16 protein-coding genes and 2 pseudogenes are annotated in these 20,476 nt (G+C 69.5%); 7 read left to right on the top strand and 11 right to left on the bottom strand.

The window, feature by feature from the left end; genetic code table 11:
• Nucleotides 1–1,424 (bottom strand): BTAD domain-containing putative transcriptional regulator (locus CU044_RS30180; RefSeq protein WP_129771920.1); only part of this gene is annotated, 1,424 nt, incomplete at its 3' end.
• A 42-nt stretch (nucleotides 1,425–1,466) separates the two neighbouring features.
• Nucleotides 1,467–2,000, bottom strand: a complete 534-nt coding sequence (locus CU044_RS30175; protein ID WP_129771919.1) for a DUF6578 domain-containing protein — start codon at nucleotides 1,998–2,000, stop codon at nucleotides 1,467–1,469.
• 181 nt (nucleotides 2,001–2,181) lie between these two features.
• Here CU044_RS30175 and CU044_RS30170 point away from each other — a divergent pair, with 181 nt between their 5' ends.
• Nucleotides 2,182–2,991 carry a site-2 protease family protein gene (locus tag CU044_RS30170; protein WP_129771918.1) on the top strand — a complete coding sequence of 270 codons (810 nt, stop codon included), beginning with the start codon at nucleotides 2,182–2,184 and terminating at the stop codon, nucleotides 2,989–2,991.
• A gap of 70 nt (nucleotides 2,992–3,061) precedes the next feature.
• Here CU044_RS30170 and CU044_RS30165 read toward each other — a convergent pair whose 3' ends face one another.
• On the bottom strand, nucleotides 3,062–4,249 hold the full coding sequence (locus CU044_RS30165) for an epoxide hydrolase (RefSeq protein ID WP_129771917.1): 1,188 nt from the start codon (nucleotides 4,247–4,249) through the stop codon (nucleotides 3,062–3,064).
• Nucleotides 4,250–4,442: 193 nt separating this feature from the next.
• On the opposite strand from CU044_RS30165, the gene CU044_RS30160 reads away from it, so the two are divergent.
• Nucleotides 4,443–5,018: a CGNR zinc finger domain-containing protein gene (locus CU044_RS30160; protein WP_129771916.1), complete on the top strand. Its 576-nt coding sequence runs from the start codon at nucleotides 4,443–4,445 to the stop codon at nucleotides 5,016–5,018.
• A 115-nt stretch (nucleotides 5,019–5,133) separates the two neighbouring features.
• On the opposite strand, the gene CU044_RS30155 is transcribed toward CU044_RS30160, so the two are convergent.
• The 3 genes and pseudogenes from CU044_RS30155 to CU044_RS30145 form a co-directional block, all read right to left on the bottom strand.
• Complete coding sequence (locus CU044_RS30155; RefSeq protein WP_240045939.1) at nucleotides 5,134–5,970, bottom strand: Dyp-type peroxidase; 837 nt, start codon at nucleotides 5,968–5,970, stop codon at nucleotides 5,134–5,136.
• 1,675 nt (nucleotides 5,971–7,645) lie between these two features.
• Nucleotides 7,646–8,116 carry an NUDIX domain-containing protein gene (locus CU044_RS30150; protein ID WP_129771915.1) on the bottom strand — a complete coding sequence of 157 codons (471 nt, stop codon included), beginning with the start codon at nucleotides 8,114–8,116 and terminating at the stop codon, nucleotides 7,646–7,648.
• Between the two features lie 2 nt (nucleotides 8,117–8,118).
• Nucleotides 8,119–8,538, bottom strand: a pseudogene (locus CU044_RS30145) (XRE family transcriptional regulator); the annotation flags it as partial.
• A 333-nt stretch (nucleotides 8,539–8,871) separates the two neighbouring features.
• On the opposite strand from CU044_RS30145, the pseudogene CU044_RS30140 reads away from it, so the two are divergent.
• Nucleotides 8,872–9,462 (top strand): annotated as a pseudogene (locus CU044_RS30140) (site-specific integrase); the annotation flags it as partial.
• 98 nt (nucleotides 9,463–9,560) lie between these two features.
• Here CU044_RS30140 and CU044_RS30135 read toward each other — a convergent pair.
• From CU044_RS30135 to CU044_RS30125, 3 genes are all read right to left on the bottom strand, one after another.
• Nucleotides 9,561–9,914, bottom strand: a complete 354-nt coding sequence (locus tag CU044_RS30135; RefSeq protein ID WP_129771914.1) for a hypothetical protein — start codon at nucleotides 9,912–9,914, stop codon at nucleotides 9,561–9,563.
• Nucleotides 9,911–12,199 carry a polymorphic toxin-type HINT domain-containing protein gene (locus tag CU044_RS30130; RefSeq protein ID WP_129771913.1) on the bottom strand — a complete coding sequence of 763 codons (2,289 nt, stop codon included), beginning with the start codon at nucleotides 12,197–12,199 and terminating at the stop codon, nucleotides 9,911–9,913. Before CU044_RS30130 ends, CU044_RS30135 begins: the two co-directional genes overlap by 4 nt.
• A gap of 159 nt (nucleotides 12,200–12,358) precedes the next feature.
• Entirely contained in the window at nucleotides 12,359–15,688 is a 3,330-nt protein-coding gene (locus tag CU044_RS30125) for an IPT/TIG domain-containing protein (protein ID WP_165372003.1), read from the bottom strand.
• Nucleotides 15,689–15,994: 306 nt separating this feature from the next.
• On the opposite strand from CU044_RS30125, the gene CU044_RS30120 reads away from it, so the two are divergent.
• Nucleotides 15,995–16,189, top strand: coding sequence for a hypothetical protein (locus tag CU044_RS30120; RefSeq protein ID WP_129771911.1), 195 nt, complete (start codon nucleotides 15,995–15,997; stop codon nucleotides 16,187–16,189).
• Nucleotides 16,190–16,282: 93 nt separating this feature from the next.
• On the opposite strand, the gene npdG is transcribed toward CU044_RS30120, so the two are convergent.
• Nucleotides 16,283–16,993, bottom strand: coding sequence for an NADPH-dependent F420 reductase (gene npdG / locus CU044_RS30115; protein ID WP_129771910.1), 711 nt, complete (start codon nucleotides 16,991–16,993; stop codon nucleotides 16,283–16,285).
• Nucleotides 16,994–17,088: 95 nt separating this feature from the next.
• On the opposite strand from npdG, the gene CU044_RS30110 reads away from it, so the two are divergent.
• Both CU044_RS30110 and CU044_RS30105 read left to right on the top strand, forming a co-directional pair.
• Complete coding sequence (locus tag CU044_RS30110; protein ID WP_129771909.1) at nucleotides 17,089–17,700, top strand: hypothetical protein; 612 nt, start codon at nucleotides 17,089–17,091, stop codon at nucleotides 17,698–17,700.
• Nucleotides 17,701–17,844: 144 nt separating this feature from the next.
• Entirely contained in the window at nucleotides 17,845–19,131 is a 1,287-nt protein-coding gene (locus CU044_RS30105) for an MFS transporter (protein WP_129771908.1), read from the top strand.
• Between the two features lie 73 nt (nucleotides 19,132–19,204).
• Here the strand turns inward: CU044_RS30105 and CU044_RS30100 are convergent, their stop codons facing one another.
• Nucleotides 19,205–19,456 carry a hypothetical protein gene (locus CU044_RS30100; RefSeq protein ID WP_129771907.1) on the bottom strand — a complete coding sequence of 84 codons (252 nt, stop codon included), beginning with the start codon at nucleotides 19,454–19,456 and terminating at the stop codon, nucleotides 19,205–19,207.
• 58 nt (nucleotides 19,457–19,514) lie between these two features.
• Between CU044_RS30100 and map the strand changes: the two genes are divergently transcribed.
• Complete coding sequence (gene map, locus CU044_RS30095) at nucleotides 19,515–20,372, top strand: type I methionyl aminopeptidase (protein WP_129771906.1); 858 nt, start codon at nucleotides 19,515–19,517, stop codon at nucleotides 20,370–20,372.
• Nucleotides 20,373–20,476 lie beyond the last annotated feature (104 nt).

The raw sequence follows: 20,476 nt of genomic DNA, 5'->3' as shown, positions 1-20,476 counted from the left end.
CACGCACGCTCCGCGAACAAACGATGCGCCGGATCCGGCGGCAACGGCTCCACCGGCCGCACCGACTCACCCGGCACCCCCAACGGCTCACGACTGGTCGCCAGGATCGTCACCTCGGGACAGCGGGCGAGCAGCTCCTCGGCGAGGGCGGCGGCGGCGCCGATCACATGCTCGCAGTTGTCGAGGATCAGCAGCATGCGCCGTCGCGCGCAGTGCTCGGCCAGCCGTACGAGCGGCTCACCGGCGTGCCGGTCGGCGGCCCGCAGTTCCTCGGCCCCGGCGCCCCGCAGCACGGTCTCCCGCGCGCCGAGCGCGGTCAGTACGGCCTCGGGCACGGTGTCCGGATCGTTCACGGGCGCCAGTTCCGCGAGCCATACGCCGTCGGGCCACCCCTCGGCCATCAGCTCCGCGGCCTCCTGCGAGAGCCGGGTCTTCCCCGCTCCGCCGGGGCCGAGCAGGGTGACGAGCCTGGCGCGGTCCAGATCGCCGCGGAGGGCCTCGATGTCGCCCTCGCGCCCCACGAAGCTGGTCAGCCGTGCCCGGAGGTTGCCGGGCGGCGCGGCGGGGCGCGGGGCCCGGTCCGCTGGGCGGACGGGGTCGGGGGACGTGGCGGCCGTACGGCCGGACCGCCCGCCGCCCCCGGCCCGCTCCCGCTCATCGGACCGAGCGGACGCGCCGGACCCACCGGACGTGCCGGTCCCGCCGGTGCCGCGGAGCAGTTCCTCGTGCAGGGCGCGCAGTTCCGGGCCCGGGTCGGCGCCCAGGCGGGCCGCCAGCGCGCGGCGCACCCTGTCGTACACGGCCAGGGCCTCGGCCGGGCGTGCCGCGTCGCGCAGGGCGCGGATACGCAGCGCCTGGAGCGGCTCGTTGAGCGGGAACTCACCGCAGAGCGCGGCCAGTTCGGGCAGCGTCTCCTCGGCGCGGCCGAGGGCGAGCGCGGCCGTGAGCCGCGCCCTGCGGGCCTCCAGCCTGCGGGTCTCCCAGCGGGCCGCCTCGGTCGTACGGTCGGGGAGGTCGGCCAGCGCGGGACCGCGCCAGAGCGCCAGCGCCTCGTCGAGAAGGCTCGCCGCCTTGGTCGCGTCACCGTCCGCCAGGGCCCGCGCGCCCTCGGTGGCGAGCCGGCCGAAGCGGTGGAGATCCACGTCCTCCTCGTCGGCGCGCAGCTGGTAACCGCCCTCCACGGAGGAGACGGCGGCGGGACCGAGCGCCCGCCGCAACCGCCCCACCAGCGCCTGGAGCGCGCCCACCGCGTCGGCGGGCGGATCGCCGTCCCAGACCTCGGTGACGAGCTGGCCGACCGGGACCGTACGGCCGGGCCGCAGGGCGAGCACCGTCAGCAGCGCACGCAGCCGCGCACCGCCGAGGGCGACGGGGGTGCCGTCGTCGTGCAGTGCCCGTGTGGTGCCGAGGAGCCGGTAGCGCATCCGCCCATTGTCCGTGAAGGCCGTCGGGAAGGCCGCCCCGGCCTATCCGGTCGTGAGTCCGACCAGCACGCCGGTCGCCAGGCGCCGATAGTCCTCGCGACGGGGCGCGGGCGGCTGGGCGAGCGTGCTGAACCACTTGGGGCAGGTGGTGACCGGGCGCAGCCACCGCTCGTCCGGCACCGCCTCGTACGCCCCTGATCCGGTGCGGTCCACGGCGTACCCCTGGGTGACGACGTGAAGGGAGCTGACCGTACCGGCGCTGAGCGAGACGCCGGAGATGCCGGGGACCGTCCCGCCGTGCCGCTCCACCGAGAGATAGCCGCTCAGCTCCGCGCCCTTCCCGACGCGGTCCTCTCCGGTCCAGATCGCGACGAGTCCGGGCCCCCGGACGAGGGTCGTACCGTCCCCGGCCGTGCCGTCCCCGGCCGTGCCGTCCGGTGCCTCCAGCGTGGTGAGACAGTCCTGCCAGGCCGAGGCGTCCCGGGCGGGCGCGGGCAGCATCAGCAGCGGCCAGGAGACCTCGTCGCCGACGGAGAAGGGCTCTCCGCAGCACTCCATCTGCCGGCTGTCGTACATGATCTTCCACAGTGCAATGCGCTCAGCCTTCCCGGAACCGGGATCCGTTGGCGAGACGTTATCGGGGCGCCGGACGTTCCCGTTCTGTCAGCTGTACGGTCGGGCGACGCCGACCACCGTCCCGCGCTGCTTACGGTAGGGCGGTCCGACCGCCGTCCCACGCCCCCGAGGAGACCCACCCATGACCACCGCCTCCTCCCGCCGCGGCGACCGGCGGATCTCCCCCGTCTTCCTGGGGATCGCCGCTGTCACGGCCGTCGCGGGCTGGGCCGTGTGGACGGATTTCGCGGCGAACATCCGGATCGCCGTCTTCCTGTTCGTCACCGGCGCCTGGATCGTCTCGCTCTGCCTGCACGAGTACGCGCACGCCCGTACCGCGCTGCACAGCGGGGACATCTCGGTCGGGGCGAAGGGCTATCTGACGCTCAACCCGCTCAAGTACACGCACGCGCTGCTGTCCGTCGTGCTGCCGGTGGTCTTCGTGATCCTTGGCGGTATCGGTCTGCCGGGCGGCGCGGTCTTCATCGAGCGCCGGCGCATCCAGGGCCGCTGGCGGCACAGCCTGATCTCCGCGGCCGGGCCGCTGACGAACGTACTGTTCGCCATCGTCTGCACCGCGCCCTTCTGGCTGGACGCCCTGTCCGGTGTCCCGACGGGCTTCCGCTACGCCCTCGGCTTCCTCGCGCTGCTCCAGGTCACCGCGGCGATCCTCAACTTCCTCCCGGTCCCGGGCCTGGACGGGTACGGGGTGGTCGAGCCCTGGCTGTCCTACAAATTCCGCCGCCAGGTGGAGCCGATCGCCCCGTACGGACTGCTCGCCGTCTTCGTCCTGCTCTTCTTCATCCCCCAGGTGAACGCGGCCTTCTTCGACCTGATCCACGCGATCCTGCGCGGGCTGGGGGTCTCGGAGCTGGACAGCTACTGCGGACGTGATCTCTTCAGCTTCTGGAACACGAGGAACGAATACATCTGCGGCCCGGCCGGCCAGTAGCGACCACCCCGGCCGACCACCCGGACCGACCGGACAGGGTCTGCGGACGTGTCTCCCGGTGTCGGCAGCCTCAAGACCAACTGCCGCCGGCGGCCAGCACCGCCGCGAGGCCCTCTCGCAGATCCTTGACGAAATACTCGGGAACCTCCAGCGACGGGAAATGTCCCCCGGTCTCGGGCGACCGCCATCGGACGATCTGTCGGTACCGCTCCTGGGCCCAGGCGCGCGGACACTTCTCGATGTCGCGGGGATACACACTGATTGCCGACGGGACGTCGACCCGTAGTTCGGGGTCGAGCGAGTTGTGGCTCTCGTAGTAAATACGGGCCGACGATGCGCCGGTCCGCGTCAGCCAATACAGGGTGACGTCGTCGAGAACGCTGTCTCTGGAAATCGTCTCGAACGGGCTGTCCTCGGTATCTGTCCACTCGGCGAACTTGTCGAGGATCCACGCGAGAAGCCCGACAGGTGAGTCGACGAGCGAGTACCCGATGGTCTGCGGTCGGGTCGCCTGCTGCTTCGCGTACCCCGCGTGGTGACGCCAGAAATCGCGGGTTTCCTCGGTCCATTCGCGCTCGGCCGCCGTCAGCCCGTCCGTTGTCAACCCGGGCGGTGCCTGCGCGGTCGTTGTGTGGATGCCGAGCACGTGCTCCGGGAACCTGCCGCCGAGGATTGTGGTGATCACGCCTCCCCAGTCGCCGCCGTGGGCCACGAACTTGCTGTAGCCGAGCCTTGCCATCAGCTCCACCCACGCGGCCGCGATCTTCTCGATTCCCCACCCGGTGGTGGTCGGCGCGTCACTGTAACCAAAGCCTGGCAGCGACGGGACGACGACGTGGAACGCCGGTGCGTCCGCGTTTTCCGGATCTGCCAGTTCGTCTATTACATGGGTGAACTCGGCAATGCTGCCCGGCCAGCCGTGAGTCAAGATCAGAGGGGTGGCGTCCGCGCGGGTGGACCGGCGGTGCAGGAAGTGGATTCCCAGATCGTCAATGGTCGTACGGAACTGGCCGATCTGGTTGAGGCGCGTTTCGAACGACCGCCAGTCGTACCCGGTGCGCCAGTAGTTCACGACGTCCACCAGGTCGGCGAGAGGAACGCCCTGATCCCATCGGCGCGGGTCGGGCGCGGCGCGATAGACCGTCTCGACTTCCGGCAGCCGTGCCGCGGCCAGTCGCGCGCGCAGGTCGTCGAGGTCGGTGTCGCTCGCGTGGGCTTCGAATGCGTGTACGTCGCTGGTTCGACTTCGACGGTTCATGAGATGCCCCCGTCGCGGTGAGCCGACGTGGTGACAACGCCGCGGTCAATGGCGGCCGCGGCGTCGGTGACGCACCAGTGCGTGGACATGAGACCTCCTGGCCATCGGTGGAACCGGCCCGGAACGTGTTGGAACCGGCTAAGACGGTTCTAGCAGGTCTCACTGTCGGCGGGCAACCAGCTAAGGTGGTTCCATGAGTGCTCGGTTCCCTGACTTCCGTCTCGGTAAGGTGCTGGCGACCAGCTTCACGGGGACCCTGTCGGAGCGTCGCGGGGACGCCGTGGAGCGCATCCCCACGCCGAACCGACTGGTCGACTGGCTGGTGGTGAGTGGCCTTGCCGTGGAGTCCTGCACGACCGCCCAGCTCGAACGCGCCTGGGAGCTGAGGGAATCCATTCATGCCGCCGCGACAGCGGCCGCGCGCCGGGACCCTCTCCCTGTGTCCGCTGTCCAGGTCATCAACGACAACAGCATTCAAGGTCGGGCCGCGGCCGTCTTGACGCCCGAGGGCAATCGGCGATGGCGACTCGGCTCGGCTTCCTCCGTGGAGGATGCCCTGGGCGTCATCGCCGCCGACGCGATCAGCATCATCACAGGCGAACGAGACGGAAAATTGGCCCTGTGCGCATCGCCGACCTGCCAAGCGGCCTTCTTCGACACCAGCCAGAGCCGCACCCGCAAATGGTGCGAGATGAACACATGCGGGAATCGCCAGAAGAAGGCGCGCTTCAACGCCGCCAAGCACGAGAACCCCGGATCAGCAACGTAGCCGTTGCTCTCGGTGCACCGAGGTGGGCCCCACGTCTGCGGCACACCTGTCGCTTTCGGGGCAACTCCGACGGCACCGCCAAGAGCCGTCCATGGCTTTCGGTCAACGTGCTCGGTCAGTACGGCTGGACGAGCGCGTCGATCCAGTGGTCGCCCGGGGGCGGGACGAAGTAGTAGCCACCACCGGTGGTCAGCAGATACTTGGCCATGGCCTCACCCTCCAGCCGCTTCTGCACGGCCTCGAACCCCCTGGCCAGATCGCGCTGGAAACACGAGAAGACCAGCCCGGTGTCGCCGTCGCCCCGGTCGTAGCTGTAGCTGCGCCGCACGAGCGGCGGCGGCTCACGGCGGTCGGGCGCGGCCAGCCGTACGTGCGAGTCGAGCGGGGTGAGCCGGCCCTTGGGGTCGGCCGCGAAGTTCGGCTCCTCGTCCGTGGGCGCCCCGTCGAGCCATCGCCCGTCGCGGCGGCGCCCGATGATCCGCTCCTGCTCGGGTACGGAGTCCTTGTCCCACAGGTCGGTCGCGAACCGGATGATCCGTACGACCTGATAACTCCCGCCCACGGCCCAGTCCGGTTCGCCCTGACCTGCCCGTACGAGGGCGCGATCGGCGGTCTCCCGGTCGCCGGCCGGATTCCCGAACCCCTCGGTGAAGTGGAAGGGATTACGGGCCAGCCCCCGGCCGCCCTCTTCCCGGTTCTCGGCCCGGAACCCTTCGATGCGCCACCGCTCCCGCCAGCCAGGAACGGCGGGGAGCAGCCGCTCGACCGCAGCCCGCACGTCGCCGGCCCGGTCCCCCGCGACCTGCACGAGCACATCACCGTGCGACCGCGCCGGATCCAGCAGGTCGCCGGGGAAGGGCGGCATGCCGACGAGCTGACGAGGCCGCGTCCCACCGGCCTCGAACGCACCGGCCCCCAGCCCCACCCCCACGACGAGACCGGCCCGTTCCACAGCCCGCAAGCCGGAAACCAACTCCCGCAACGCACCCCGCGATCCACCCCCGCCCGGCACACGGTCCAGCACGACCATCACAACCCGGCCCCCCGGCAGAACACCCCGCAGCTGCGCCGGCATCGAGGCTCCCAGCCCCCCGCTCAGGCTCCCGTCACCGACATCGCCACTCTCGCCCCCGGCCCGCACGCCATAGACAGCGGCGCCCCCCACCGCGAGCCCGGCCGCCGAGGAAGCGAGCAGCAAAGATCTCCGTCTGACCACGCGCGTTCTCCCCCTGAGCTGGATTCCCCACACCGAACAACGGACCGGCCACGCGACACCGAACCCCACACGCCCCCGCCGAGACGGCCCTCACGACCGGCCGCCCCGCACTCTACGACCTGCCCCACCCCAGGGCCCGACCCTCATCCTGACCGGACCCCACAGCGGCCGATCTCGAACCTCCGGCAGGCGAAGAGGAGTCTTTAGACGTCGGATCCACCGTCCGCTGACGTTGCCGTCAACTACTGCCGTCAGACACCGCAGTGGCCCACACCGGAATGCATCCGGTGGGGCCACTGTAATTGCACGGCGCGCAGCGCATGGCAGTTGCAACGTTCCCTATTAAACCGCACTGGGTCTTAGTGAACCCCCTTCAGAAGCTGGTAGAGGTATAGCCTGCCAGTGATCAGTCCAGGCTCTCGGCAAGCTCAATCCAGCCTGCCACTTCCCTCTCCCAATGGGAAGGATCAGCATCCTCAAGGAAGCCTGCCGCCGACCATCGATCCCACAACCCTTCGGACGCAAGTAGATCTTGCGAAAGCCGTACGCCCAAACGCCTCTCGATATGCAGCAGCGCACCAAGGCACCACGGCTGGTTTCCCCTCATCGATAAGCCTGTGCAGCTCATCTCGAAATTCAGATCTCTGCGCAAACCCGATGAGCCAACACGCCGTAAGAGCCTCCCGCCAGTCGCCGACCAGGAGCTGCTCCAGTTCGCTCGCCGACGCCTGCCGACCGTCGTCCAACAAGGCCGCACCAAACTCAAGGGCGTGCTCACGGCCAGCCCTCATGAAACTCCCGGAGAGGAGTTTCTTATACCTGTTCCCAGGCAAGCAATAGCGCGCAAACAGATCACCCGCACTGGTTCCAGACACTCAAAACCCCTCTCCCGGACACGACTACGTCGATTCTGTCACCTAAATGGCCCCCATTCACAGCTCACCTGGCAGCCCGTGACTCGACCCTCAATGAGGACTTCCAGCTCTTCGAGTCCTCGCTGTCCGGCAACTCTCATGCGGCTTGGATCGATTGCACTGCGCGGAACCCTGAGAACCAGAGCCCCCTACCGAACTCCTCTGAAAATTCTCGCGCTGTCTCCAGGTCAGGTGACCACGATGTGAAAACACTCTCCGTAACACCTGCCCTCGCTTCCGCGAGCTTGTAGTGATTGTTGGTGACACCTCGATAGAGGTATTCACCACTGGAGTCGCCGAGTTCAGCGGCCCGCGCAAACACATCATCGACCGACGGGTTGCAGTTGTGAACCAGGACCGGTGTAGCCCCCGCCAGCGCATAGTACGTGTGCTGCGCGAAGCCTTCGACCTGCTTTTTCGCTGGTCAAGCGCGGTTTGCTGGTCCGGTGACGTGCGTGGGTGTCCGTGCTTGTGCGGAGTTGTTGCCGTCATCCGGTTCAGCCCAGGTAAGGCTTCTCGCGGTGTTCCAGGAAGTGCTGGAGCCTGAGCTGTTGGGTGTGGTGCATCGGCAACTGTCCGATCTCGTCCGGCGGCACGAACCGGAGCTCGGTGGACTCGTCGGAGATTGCCAGCCGGCCGCCGCTGATGCGGGCGGTGAAGCAGACGTTGAACTGTCGCCGGACCTCGCCGTCGGCGTAGGCGATGATGTGTTTCGGGTCGGTGTAGGTGCCGACCATGCCAGTGATCTCCACGTCGAGGCCGGTCTCCTCTTTGACCTCGTGGACGGCCGTGCCTGGCAGGGAGTCGGTGAGGTCCATTCCTCCGCCGGGCAGGGCCCATAGGTCATTGTCTCGGCGGCGATGGAGGAGGATATGGCCGTGGTTGTCGGTGACGACGGCTGAGGCCGCGACGACCATGCTGTTCGGCTTGGGGGCGCTGGGGTCGCCGTAGCACTCGGTTCGCGCCACGGTCAGCCTTCCTGTCGTACGGGCGTCGCCCTCGCCCACACCGCGTCGAAGCTCTCGGCGTAGGTGTCGAACATGCCGCTGTCCTGGTGTCGGCGAAGATGCCATACGGGGGCGGCGTAGGCGTTGACGCCCCAGACGTGGGCGTTGACGAGTTGCTGGTCGTCGGCGCGGGAGAGGGAGTTGTAGAGCGTGGTGCTGTGGGTGCGGACTTCGATGCCGGGGGTGCCGGCGAGCGGCTTGTAGTGCATGAGGGCGAGGCGGCAGCGGGATTCGATGCCGTGGCCGAACCACTCCTCCCGGCCGCGGGCTTGGACGTTGCCGCTGTCGGCGTCCCCGATCGCGATGCGGACGGTGCAGCCTTCGGCGGCGCGTTCGGTGAGGAGTTCGTTCAGCCGCGGGTACGCCTCGTGGAGGAAGACGGCCTTCGTCCCGGTGACCGGCGTGAGGATCGGTGCCGACCCTGCGGCAGCGATACGCCCGGGGCACGCATCCCGCCGCCGAGGAGCGTCACCGCGCGAAAGAGCACCACCCCATGTGTTCCCGCCCTGCGACTGAACGCCCAGTCGCGCACCGCCTCGCCGGGGTGGTCACGATGACGGCCCCCACCCCTGATACCGACGGGCACACCGTCTCGCCCGATGCCGGGGCCCTGGTGGTCGACCAGCGGAGCGGCAAGGTGGACGTGGTGATGGGACATATGGGGCCATACGTGCAGCTCCGGCCGCCGCGCGGTGGCCGGGAGTGGGACGCGCCCGTTCGAACTCGCCCTCCACACCGGACTCCGCAAAGGCGAACTCCTCGGACTGCGCTGGGAAGACCTCGAACTCGACGCCGGCACCGCCGCCATCCGCCGCACCCTTCAGCGCACCGTCGCAGGCGGACTCACCACGCTGCCCACCAAGACGCGGGCCTCCGAACGCCGCATCGCCCTCCCCGACCGCTGCGTCCAGTCGCTGAAACTCCACCACGAACAGCACAAGCGCGAGCTTGAGGCAGCAGGCACTACATGGCAGCACGACGGGCACGTGTTCACCACCACGCAGGGCCGACCGATCGACCCGACCAACCTCACCCGCGCCTTCATCACGCTCCTCCGCAAGGCCGGCCTCCGCCGCATCCGCTTCCACGACCTCAGGCACTCGACTGCGACCCTGCTCCTGGAACAGAGAGTCGAACTCGTCGTGATCAAGGAACTCCTCGGCCACGCCCACATCGGCGTCACCGCCGGCGTCTACGCCCACGTCCGACTCCGCCTCCAACGCCAGGTCATCGACTCTCTGGGCAACGCCCTCAGCCCGACCGACGGCGACCGTGACGACCCACCCACCGCAGCAGTCGTCCGCTGACGTTGCCGTCAGCGTTGCCGTCAAACGCCACAGGAGCCCCGCCGGAATTTCCTTCCGGCGGGGCTCCTCGATTCCCTCAGACCTCTTGTCGGGACACTTTACTGGCTTATAGATCCCTGACCTGATTCCCCATTACCGTGGACCGAAAACAGGGCGCTCTCAATCGCATCACGAAGATACGGACGCGCGTTTCCTGCATCAGCCTTTCCCAGCAGGATCGGAAGGAATTCTGAATCCGGGTAGCCATCTCCCTCAGCATCCTTCATAGCCCACACTTGCAGCCAGATGGCGATCATCATCTCGTTGCAAGCTCGGGCTTGTTGCAGTGCATCCGAAGTTGCCTCCGAGAAAATGAAGCGCGCCGATATCCCTAGCCGGTGCCCCAAGGCCAGCAGGAACACTTCCTTGGACTCCGACTCCAGGACCGCAAGCACTCGATCTCGAATATTCATTGACCCATGTTCCAGAAATCTTCGTCCGTCATTGGTCGACTGCTGCCGTAGGGCTCACGAGGCAAGGAGTCGACATCGTATCCGCGATCCCGCAGGACCTTAATCCGAGTGTTTCCATTCGCGATCGTCCCGTCCGGCTTCACTCTAAGCGCCTCCTTCGCCCCTGGCCTCAACGAAAAAAGGATATCTTCCGTGTCTTGCTTTCCCCAGAAGTCCAGCGAACTTTTATCGAGCGAGCTGTCCGGGTGCAACGACTTCAGAGGCGGATCGCAAAGGCCGGAATTGTGAACCAGGACCGGTGTGGCGCCCGCCAGCGCATAGTACGTGTGGAGGTCGTCGACCGTGAGGTTGTAGACCGCCGTCGACCGCGTGCGGTGGCTGATCGCCGTGATCTGGGCCCAGGTGCCGGAGCTGGTGCGGAGCCACTGGCCCGGCCGGAGGTCGCCGGCGTCGGTCCATTCCTTCACCTCAGGGAGCCAGAAGGGGTGGCCGTCCGTGGCGGTGATCTTGGCCGGCCTGCCGTCCTCAGTAGCCGCGGCGACGGTGATGTCCGTCAGGGCCTTGTCGCCGGATCCCTGGATCAGGGTGGAGACCTCGCGCGGGCCGCTCTCGCCGGTTTCGGGGTCCGTCGCGAGGACCTTGTCGCCGACCCGTACGTCCTTGATGGGTTTGCGGGTGCCGTCCGCCATCAGGACCGGGGTGTCGCCGGTGAAGCTGTTCTTGCAGTCGACGCGGCCCGCGAACTTGCCGCCGTTGCCCGCGCCGCCGAGCATTCCGGTCAGGCAGCCCAGGGCCGCCGACGAGCCGACCTGGCCCCAGTTGACCTTGCGGCCCGAGAGGCGCTGGGTGAGCCAGTCCTCGGTGAGCGTCTGTTCCTTGACCCGGCCGGCCGCGTCGAAGGTGTTGGACATGTACGTGACGCCACGGGCGTCGACGGCGGTCCTGACCCGGTTCGTGGTGCCGTCGTACGTATAGCGGCTGACCTTGCCCGCGGGGTCGGTCACCGTTTCCAGGCGTCCCGCGGTGTCGTATGTGTAGCCCGTGGTGCGGCCCGTGTTGTCGCGGGCACTGATGATCCGGTGGCTGGTGTCGTAGCCGAAGCTGATCCACCGGCCGCCCGGGGTCGTGATCTGGGTGATATCGCCCTTGGTGCCGTTGAGGCGGCTGATCTTGAGGGTGTTGCCGTGCCGGTCCTGTATCTGCTGCAACGGCGCGTACTGCGGATACGTCCATATGCTGCCGTCGCGGAAACGTATCTCCCAGCGACCGTTACCGCCGTAGATCTTCGATCCGCGGAACTCGCTCGGTGTGTCGAGAGGTTCGAAGACGGCGTCGTTCCAGCCGGTGCCGGGTGACGTACGGGTGTAGTGGACCTTCGCCCCGCCCGGGAGATACAGATCGACTTCGCGGTACGGCTGCGCCGAGTGCAGGAAGGAGTTGTAGATCAGATCGCGGCCGATACCGAACGCCCGCTTGTATGTGTCGCCCTGCCAGTAGGTGCGGGTCACCTCGGCCGAGCCCAGCGAGTCGGAGACGGCCAGGTCGGTACGGGAGTCGGTGAGCATCCCCGTGGAGAGCTCGACCGGATCCCCGGAGAGCCAGTCCAGGGTGTCCTTGAGCCACGATGTCAGCCAGGGCGGCAGCTGCCCCGTGTTGAACATCGCGCCGTGGAAGGCCCATACGCGTCTCTTCGCGTCCGGCACCACCTGTTTCCCGTCCGCGGACACACGGCCGTTCCCGTAGACGTACCACCCCTTCTTCTTCGGGTCGTAGTCCATGAACTCGACCTCGGTGCCGGGGGCTTCGCGCGTGTAGTTGGGGTAGATGACCTGCGCGCCCTTGGGGAACACGTACGTGCCGCCGGGCTGCACGGTGAAGAACACCGGCACGACGCTGTTCTCCGGCAGTGGGAACGGCGGACGGTCGAGCGGGATCGCCGTGATCCCCAGCTCGGTGACCGGCCTGCCCTTCTCGTCACGGACCACGGAGCCCTTCGGGATCCGTACCTCAAGTCCCGGGATGCTCGGGGTCTTCAGTACGACCTCGGTCTTCGCCGGAGCCGCGAAGCGCACGGTGTGCTTCGTGTCCAGGGGCGTCATCCACACCGGAAAACCGAGGTCGACCGGGCGCCCGGCCCTGGGATGGATCCGGATGTCGAACCGGCCGTACTGACGCCGCTCGGTGTTCGCGCTCGCGCCCTCGACCACCAGGGTCGTCGCCTCCGGGCTGATCCCGGCGAGCAGGAACCGGCCGCGGGCATCCGTACGCGTGGACTTCTTTCCCACGGAGACGGTGACCTTCGACAGCGGCTTGCCGTCGAGCTTCAGTACGTGTCCGGTCAGCGCGGTGGAACCGGGCGGGGCGCGCAGCGCGGGCGGGGCCTTGGGCGCGGCTCCACGGGCCGTGATCCAGTCCTGGCCCTGGAGGTTCTGCTTGCCGGGCCGTCAGGCGTCCGGGCCGCTCGGGTCGACACCGCGCGGCGCCGTCTTCTGAGGCGCGTCCGCACCGGACGTGGCGTTCACACCAGCCCCGGCGTCCGGCCCGGCCGGCAGCGCGTTCTGACGACTGCCGGCGGTGGCGGGTGCGGCGGTGGCGGGTGCCTTCAAGGCCGGGGCGGTGAGCCCCAGGGTGTACGTACCTGTCTTCAGCGCGCCCGGATCGGCGGTCAGCGTGTAGAGACCGTCGGCCGGGAGCGTGGCCAGGGCGTAGGAGAGGGTCGTGGCGCTCATGGAGCGTTCGTTGACCAGCCACTTGCCATCAGGGCCGTAGACGGACAGGACCCACTCGGACGCCGGGGCGACGATGGCCAGTGTGAGCTTCTGCCCCTTCGTGCCGGTGAAGGTGACGTGACCGTGTCCGCCCGGGGTGGTGATCGCGAGTGGCTTCTGCGGTCCGCCCACCGTCAGCGTTCCGCCGTCCACGTCCTTGACCAGGGTCGCGGTCGTCCGTCCGGTGGCCGGCGCGTTCGGCTGGACCAGCACCCGGTGGGTGCCCGCGGTCAGCGGCGCGCGCAGCGCGACATCCACATCCGCCGTACGCAGGGTGCCGATCGACACATCGGCCGAGGCCCCTGGCGGCAGATGCCGGACGCTCGACTGGGCGGTCAGCGTGGTGCCCGAGAAGACGACGGAGAAGCCGTCCCCCGCGGCGGCGTCCGTGCGGAGCTCCACCTGCTGCCCCGGCCGGGTGATGTCGACGGTGGCGGAGGGATCGGAGGTGGTCAGCACTGCGGCGGGCACGGGCTTCGACAGCCAGAGCGTGAGGGAGCCGGTGGCCGCGGCGGCGGGCGTCAGCAGCAGCGTGTACTTCTTGCCGGGCGTCAGGCCGGTCAGGTAGTAGGCGCCCGAGGCGTTCTTGGTGAAGGAGCCGATGGTCTGCGCGGTCCCGTCCTCCGGGACCAGCCGGACCTCGGTCGCCTGCGGAACGCTGTTGGCGGTGGCGGCGAGGCCCAGTGACGCGGTGTCCGGCGCGGTGAACTCGGCCTGGGCCCGCTGCCCGGCGCGTGCGAACGTCACCGGCACCGACGGCCCGTCCGCCGTCAGCGGCACCGGGACATCCGTGGAGAGGGTCAGGGCGAGCGTTCCCGCGGCGCCCTTGTTGGGGTCGACGATCACCTGGTACGAGCCGGTCTCCGGCACCCCGGACAGGGCGATCGTCACCGCCTTGCCCGCGGCGACGCTGTCGGCGTCGACGACGGCCGCGCCACTCGGTGCGAGGACGGTCACCGCGACGGTCTCGGTGAAGGTGTTCCCCGTGATGCCCAGCGAGAGCCGGGCGGCGGCCTGGGCCTGGAAGGCCGACTCGGCGTTCTGTCCGTAGCGGCCGATGGTCGCCGCGACGGCACTGCCCGTATCGGAGAGCGGGGCGAGCGCCACCGGGCGTGAGAGTGTCAGCGTCAGCCGGCCGGTCGCAAGAGGATTGTTCGGCAGTACGGCGATCGTGTACGTGCCCGACCCGGGCAGTACGGGGCTGTCCCACTCGGCGCTGGAGTCGTCGGGGACCAGGAAATATTCGAGCAGCGAGCCGTCCGGCCGTCGGATCTCCGTCCGTACATAACCGCCGAACCCGGTGCCCGCGACGCCCAGTGACAGACGCTGTCCCGCCACGGCGGCGAACCGCGCCCGCCCGTCCTGCCCCGGCCGGTCGACCGCCAACTCGACGGCGGGAGCGGCCGGATCGACGGTTCCCGCGTCCGCGTAGTGCGAAGCGGTCACGCCGACCGTGCCTGTGGCCGCCGCGTCGGGGTCGAGCCTCAGCGTGTACGTGCCCGACTGGGACAGGGCGTCGACATCGATCGCGCCCGCGCCGTTCGCCGCGATGTAACGGCTGCTGACCTGGCTGCCGTCCGGCCCGTACAGACGCGCGTACAGGCTCTTGCCCACGGGCGCGGCATCGATACCGAGACTGAGGGAGTCGCCCAGCAGAGCGGAGAAAATGAGCTTGCCGTCCTGTCCGGCCCGGGACAGCGGCATTTGGGCCGTCGGCCCGGTCAGGTCCAGCGTTCCGGTCACCGGCTTCGACACGGTGACGGCAGCGGCGCCGAAGTTGCTCGATCCGGGCCTGAGGATCAGCGAGTACTGGCCCGCGAGGGGGAGGTTCTCGACCTCCCAGTCCCCGGCCGTTCCGTTGAAACTGCCGTTGCCGCCGACCTTTTCGCCCTCCGGGTCGTACAGCTCAAGCGTGACGGACGAGTTGAAGGTGGCGTTGGTGAAGCCGAAGGTGATGTCGTCGCCCTGATCCGCGTCGAAGAACACCTGCGCCCGGTTGCCCGGCGTGGTGATCGAGACGGTCGGTGGGCTGCTGTCCGTGACCGATGTCGTCACCGACGACTCGATCTCGCCGTTGGAACCGCTGGTGGTGACCCGGAAACCCGCCGCCGTGGCGGTGCGGCCGTCGGGCGTCTCCACCTCGACCGGCCCTGTCGTGGCCCCGGCCGGGACCTTGACCGTGAGCGTGGTGGCCGTACGGGCGGTCACCTCCGCCAGAACGCCACCGCCGAACCGCACGACGTTCTCGGAGGCCGTCGGCGCGAATCCGGAGCCCGTCAGCACCACCGACGTGCCCACGGCCCCGGAGGCCGGGTCCATCGTGGTGAGCGCCGGGGCGGGGGCGGCGAGGGTGAAGGTCTCCGGGGACTGGGCGGTGTTGGCGCCGACCTTGACCGACACCTTCCCGGTGACGGCCGCCGCGGGGACCTTGACCTTCAGCCGCGTCGCGGACGCGGACACCACCTCGGCCGCCCGCCCGCCGAACGAGACCGCGTTCGAGCCCGGCGTCGTGGAGAAGCCCGTTCCCGAAAGGGTGACGGTCGCCCCGACGGCGGCCCGGGTCGGCACCAGCGACAGAACCGACAGATCGGCGGACGCGAACCGGTCGATGCCCAGCCGGTTGCCGGCCTCGTCGTAGCGGTAGCGGGCCGTCTCGCCCGCCGGGTCCGTGATGCCGACGAGGCGGCCGGCCGCGTCGTACGCGTATACGGCGTCGCTGACCGCCGGAGCGGCCTCGGCGGCGGCTGCCGCGCGGGTCTGCTCCGGGCCCGCCGGCCGGGCCGCGGACTCGGCCGCCCGCTTCGCCCCGGTAGGCGGTGCCTGAGGTGGTGCTGAAGGTGGTCCTGAAGACGGTGCTGATGACGACGCGCCGGACGTGGGCGCGGGCGGCGGTGCCGCCTCGGCCGACACCAGGCCGGCCGACAGCGCCAGCACCAGCGCCCCCACGGTCAGCGACCGCCGGCGCGTGGACAGACGGACCCCGAAACGCTCGCCGTGCAGACGCACGTGCCCTCCCCAGAGCAACAAAAAGAGGCCATGGACGGCCCAAGATGCCCACACTCCCCATGCGGACGGTCACAACGTACACACATACGATCACCGTCGCACCATAAAATCAGCAAGTTCATGCCAACTCTGTGAAGACGGCATCCGGGGGCCGGAAGGCGACATCCGGCAGGTCAGAGGTCCGGCGGGAAGACAGCCGGGCGGCGGGGGAAAGGCGACCGGGCGGCGGCGGGACGTTCCCGGGCATGGGGGACACTGGAACGCGAACGACGACAGCACAAACGCCCCCGACAGGAGCCGACCCGCATGCCCCGCCTCGCTCTGTACGCCCTCGCCGTCTGCGTCCTCACCGTCGCCGCGGCCGTGTTCTCCTTCGTCCAGGGGAACTGGTTCGGCATCGTGTGGGTGCTGCTGGCCGGGCTGTCGTCCAATATGGCCTGGTACTACGTACGCAAGGCGAAGGCAGAACGCGCGGCCCGTACGGCGACGGCCGCGGGCTGACGGCCCGGCCCGCGCCCCGCACGGGCCGCGTCTCTCTCCTACTTCTCTGTACCGCGCTGTACCGCGCGTCTCCTACATGTGCATGTACACGCGCTACACGTCCGTCACGCGCAGGCCCGCGTGTGCCTTGTAACGGCGGTTCGCCGAGACCAGGTTGGCCACCAGCGACTCCACCTGGTGGGCATTGCGGAGCCGGCCCGCGAACACCCCGCGCATGCCCGGGATACGGGCCGCCAGCGCCTGGACGAGATCGGTGTCCGCGCGTACCTCGCCCAGCACCATCACATCCGTCTCGATCCGCTCGACCGCCGGGTCCTGGAGCAGCACCGCGGAGAGATGGTGGAAGGCGGCGGTCACCCGGGAGTCCGGCAGCAGGGCGGCGGCCTGCTCGGCGGCGCTGCCCTCCTCCGGCTTCAGCGCGTACGCGCCCCGCTTGTCGAAACCGAGCGGGTTGACGCAGTCGACGACGAGCTTGCCCGCCAGCTCCTCCTTGAGGGACTCCAGGGTCTTGGCGTGTCCCTCCCACGGCACGGCGATGATGACCACGTCGCTGCGGCGCGCGCACTCGGCGTTGGCCAGGCCCTCGACGCCGTTGCCCAGTTCGGCCGCCGCCGTCCCGGCCCGCTCGGCGACCCGGGATCCGATGATCACTTTCTGTCCGGCCCTCGCCAGCCGGTAGGCGAGCCCGCGCCCCTGGTCGCCGGTGCCGCCGAGTACGCCGACGACAAGACCGGAGACGTCCGGGAGGTCCCAGGGGTCCTTGGCGGGGGGCTTGGGGGTGCTGCCACTGTCCGTTGAAGTCATGGTCACGACCCTACTCGCCGGTACTGGCGCACGTTCGGGTGAGCCGATTCCCGACCTCCCACGCCGCGCGGCCGGCTGCGGCAGGATGCGGGCCCATGGATGCCGTACGCGTCGCACTGCTGCGTGAAGTACTCGCCGGAACGGAATGGCCGTCCGCGACCCGCCGGTTCGCGGGGGCGCTGCGGGCCTCTGTCGTGTCGCAGGGCGGTGGGCTGCTGCTCGTCGGGACGGAGGAGTACGAGCCGTGGCATCTCACCGCGCATCTCGTGGACGAGGCGGCCTGGTCGGGACAGCCCGAGCTGACGCCCACGCTCGTACGGCACCGGGTGCGGTCCGGGGACCCGGCACATCTGGCCGTCGGCCTGGGCCGCCTCGAAGCGGCCGGCCGGGGCGAGACGCTGCTCGTCGTGGCGCCGGAGCGGCCGGGCGCCGGTCTGCTGGAGCGGGTGCACGGCGCCCGTCGGGCCGGGGCGACGGTGCTGTCGCTGGACGGCGGGGACGCGGAGGTGCGCGGGCTGGCGCACGACGCCCTGTCGGTGGACGCGGCGGAGGCGGCGCAGGGCGTGGATCTGGACACCGTGCAGCATCTGGTGAGCGCGGCGGCCGGGGAGAACAGTCTGCCGGGGCCGCGCGGGCGGCGGCGGTTCCGGGACCGGCTGTCCCGGCTGGCCGACCAGCTGACGGCGCCGCCGCCCGCCCGCTGGTAAGGCCGCGCGTCGGCAGGTACTGCGCTCCCCAGGCCCTGCCCCCGGCCCTTGCCCTCCGGCCCGGCACGCCGCTGAGCCCGCACGCCCGTCAGCCCCGGCAATTCATTTGCCCAATTCACACATCCGCGCCGATCATGGCCTCTCGTGACCACGAAGCTCGGCGCGATACTCCCCGATCTCTCCCCTCTGCGTTCCTCGCGGGAATTCCGGCTGCTCTGGGTGCAGGGGCTGGTGACGAACTTCGGCAGCTTCATGGCGATGATCGCGCTGCCGCTCCAGATCAAGGACCTCACCGAATCACCGCTGGCCGTCGGCGCGATGGGCGCGGTGGAGCTGGTGCCCCTGGTGATCTTCGGGCTGTACGGCGGAGCCCTCGCCGACGCCGTCGACCGGCGCAAGGTCATCCTGCTCACCGAGGCGGGGCTCGGGGTGCTCGCCGCCGTCCTGCTGGTGAACTCACTGCTTCCCCAGCCGCTGCTGTGGCCGCTGTACGTGGTGGCGGCCGGGGTGTCCGCGCTGGCGGGTCTGCAACGGCCGGCGCTGGACTCGCTGATGGCGCGGATCGTCCCGCACGCCCAGCTCACCGCTGCCGCCGCCCTCAACGCCGTGCGCTGGCAGCTCGGCGCGATCGCGGGGCCCTCGCTGGCCGGTCTGGTCGTCGCGTACGCCGGTCACGGCACGGCCTACGGGGTCACGATCCTGGGCTTCGCCGTCTCCGTACTGCTCTGTCTGCGGCTCTCACCCGCGCCCGCCGCGCACGACGCGCAGGCGCCGTCCCTGCGGGGCATCGTGGAGGGGGCCCGCTACGCGTGGAGCAGACCGGTGTTGCTGGGGACGTACGCGATCGACATGGCCGCGATGTTCTTCGCCTTCCCGAACACGATCTTCCCGTTCCTCGCGGACGATCTGGACGCGGAGTGGGCGCTCGGTCTGATGTACGCGGCGGGGTCGGTCGGCTCGGTGGCGCTCAGTCTGACCAGCGCCTGGACCTCACGGGTGCGCAGACACGGCCTCTTCGTGGTGTTCGGCGCCGCGGGCTGGGGGCTGGCGATCACGGCCGCCGGATGGTTCTCGAACATCTGGGTGGTGCTGGTCTGTCTGGGGCTCGCGGGCGCGGGCGACATGCTCAGCGGTCTGGGCCGCTCGACCATCTGGAACCAGACGATCCCGGAGGAGCTGCGCGGCCGGCTCGCGGGCATCGAGGTGCTCTCGTACAGCGTCGGACCGCAGCTCGGGCAGATCCGGGCGGGCGTGATGGCGGGCTGGACGGGCACCCGCCCCGCCGTCTGGAGCGGCGGACTCGCCTGCGTGGCCTCGGTGGGCCTGCTCGCGGCGGTGCTGCCGAGGCTGGTGACGTACGACTCGGAGACGGACGAGGACGCCCTGCGCCGCCGCGCCCAGAAGGAAGCGGCGACGGCGACGACGACCTGAGCCCGTACCTAGGACCAGGTACCTCGTACCAGTACCAGGTACCTCGTACCCGTACCTCGTAGCCCATGTCGCGTCAGGCGGGCGGGTTCGTGTCCTCCCCGGCCCCGGCGTCGCCCTTGGACGCGTCGTGCCAGCGCGGATCCGTCTCCCACTCCAGATTGCGCTCCTGGGCCGTCTGCATCGCGTGCTCCGCCTCCTGGCGGCTCGCGTACGGCCCGAAGCGGTCCTTGGCGGGGCATTCGGGCCCCTCCTCGACCTTCTGGTGCTTCAGGCAGTAGTACCACTCGCCGGGCTTGCCGACCGTGCGCTTCTTGAACAGGGCCATCTTCGGCTCCTTCCTCTGACGCCATGCTGCCCCACCGGCGCTCGTTAGACTCGCCGGCATGTCTGGCCAGTCACTGCTCGTACCAGGCGAGCTCTCTCCCGTCCGTTCCGTTCCCGGAAACATCCGGCGCCCCGAGTACGTCGGGAAACCCGCCCCCACCCCGTACACCGGGCCGGAAGTGCAGACCGCAGAAACCATCGAACTGATGCGGATCGCGGGCCGCGTCGCCGCGCAGGCGATGGAGGAGGCCGCGAAGCACATCGCACCCGGCGTCACCACGGACGAGCTGGACCGGGTCGCACACGAGTTCATGTGCGACCACGGCGCCTATCCGTCCACGCTCGGCTACCGGGGCTTCCCCAAGTCGCTCTGTACGTCCGTCAACGAGGTCATCTGCCATGGAATCCCGGACTCCACGGTGCTCCGCGACGGCGACATCGTGAACCTGGACGTGACCGCGTACCTCAACGGGGTGCACGGCGACAACAACGCCACCTACTTCTGCGGGGACGTCGACGAGGAGTCGAAACTCCTGGTCGAGCGGACCCGCGAGGCACTGAACCGTGCCATCAAGGCCGTACGCCCCGGCCGGCAGATCAATGTGATCGGGCGGGTCATCGAGTCGTACGCCAAGCGGTTCGGCTACGGCGTCGTCAGGGACTTCACCGGGCACGGGATCAATTCGTCCTTCCACTCCGGGCTGATCGTCCCGCACTACGACAGCCCGCACGCCACCACCGTCATCCAGCGGGGCATGACCTTCACCATCGAGCCGATGCTCACGCTCGGTACGTACGAGCACGACATGTGGGACGACGGCTGGACCGTCGTGACCAAGGACCGCAAGCGGACCGCGCAGTTCGAGCACACGCTGGTGGTGACGGAGACGGGGGCGGAGATTCTCACCCTTCCCTGAGATCCCCGGGGCGTCCGAGATCCACGGGGCATCCGAGATCCACGGGGCATCTGGGATCTGTGAAGGCTCCGAGGTTGCCGACCCGGGTGAGCGGGGTAGCGTTT

This window comes from Streptomyces sp. L-9-10 (assembly GCF_004151105.1).
In the GTDB taxonomy this organism is placed as follows: domain Bacteria; phylum Actinomycetota; class Actinomycetes; order Streptomycetales; family Streptomycetaceae; genus Streptomyces.
The sequence above is the reverse complement of the archived record's forward strand: the minus strand, read 5'-3'. Positions and strand labels throughout refer to the sequence as shown.

What these genes read in the sequence shown, in the direction of transcription:
- CU044_RS30170 (WP_129771918.1), top strand. Translation starts at nt 2,182, where the DNA reads ATGACCACCGCCTCCTCCCGCCGCGGCGACCGGCGGATCTCCCCCGTC.
- CU044_RS30120 (WP_129771911.1), top strand. Translation starts at nt 15,995, where the DNA reads ATGCCCCGCCTCGCTCTGTACGCCCTCGCCGTCTGCGTCCTCACCGTC.
- CU044_RS30110 (WP_129771909.1), top strand. Translation starts at nt 17,089, where the DNA reads ATGGATGCCGTACGCGTCGCACTGCTGCGTGAAGTACTCGCCGGAACG.
- CU044_RS30160 (WP_129771916.1), top strand. Translation starts at nt 4,443, where the DNA reads ATGAGTGCTCGGTTCCCTGACTTCCGTCTCGGTAAGGTGCTGGCGACC.
- CU044_RS30135 (WP_129771914.1), bottom strand. Translation starts at nt 9,914, where the DNA reads ATGAATATTCGAGATCGAGTGCTTGCGGTCCTGGAGTCGGAGTCCAAG.
- CU044_RS30100 (WP_129771907.1), bottom strand. Translation starts at nt 19,456, where the DNA reads ATGGCCCTGTTCAAGAAGCGCACGGTCGGCAAGCCCGGCGAGTGGTAC.
- CU044_RS30165 (WP_129771917.1), bottom strand. Translation starts at nt 4,249, where the DNA reads ATGAACCGTCGAAGTCGAACCAGCGACGTACACGCATTCGAAGCCCAC.
- CU044_RS30175 (WP_129771919.1), bottom strand. Translation starts at nt 2,000, where the DNA reads ATGTACGACAGCCGGCAGATGGAGTGCTGCGGAGAGCCCTTCTCCGTC.
- map (WP_129771906.1), top strand. Translation starts at nt 19,515, where the DNA reads ATGTCTGGCCAGTCACTGCTCGTACCAGGCGAGCTCTCTCCCGTCCGT.
- npdG (WP_129771910.1), bottom strand. Translation starts at nt 16,993, where the DNA reads ATGACTTCAACGGACAGTGGCAGCACCCCCAAGCCCCCCGCCAAGGAC.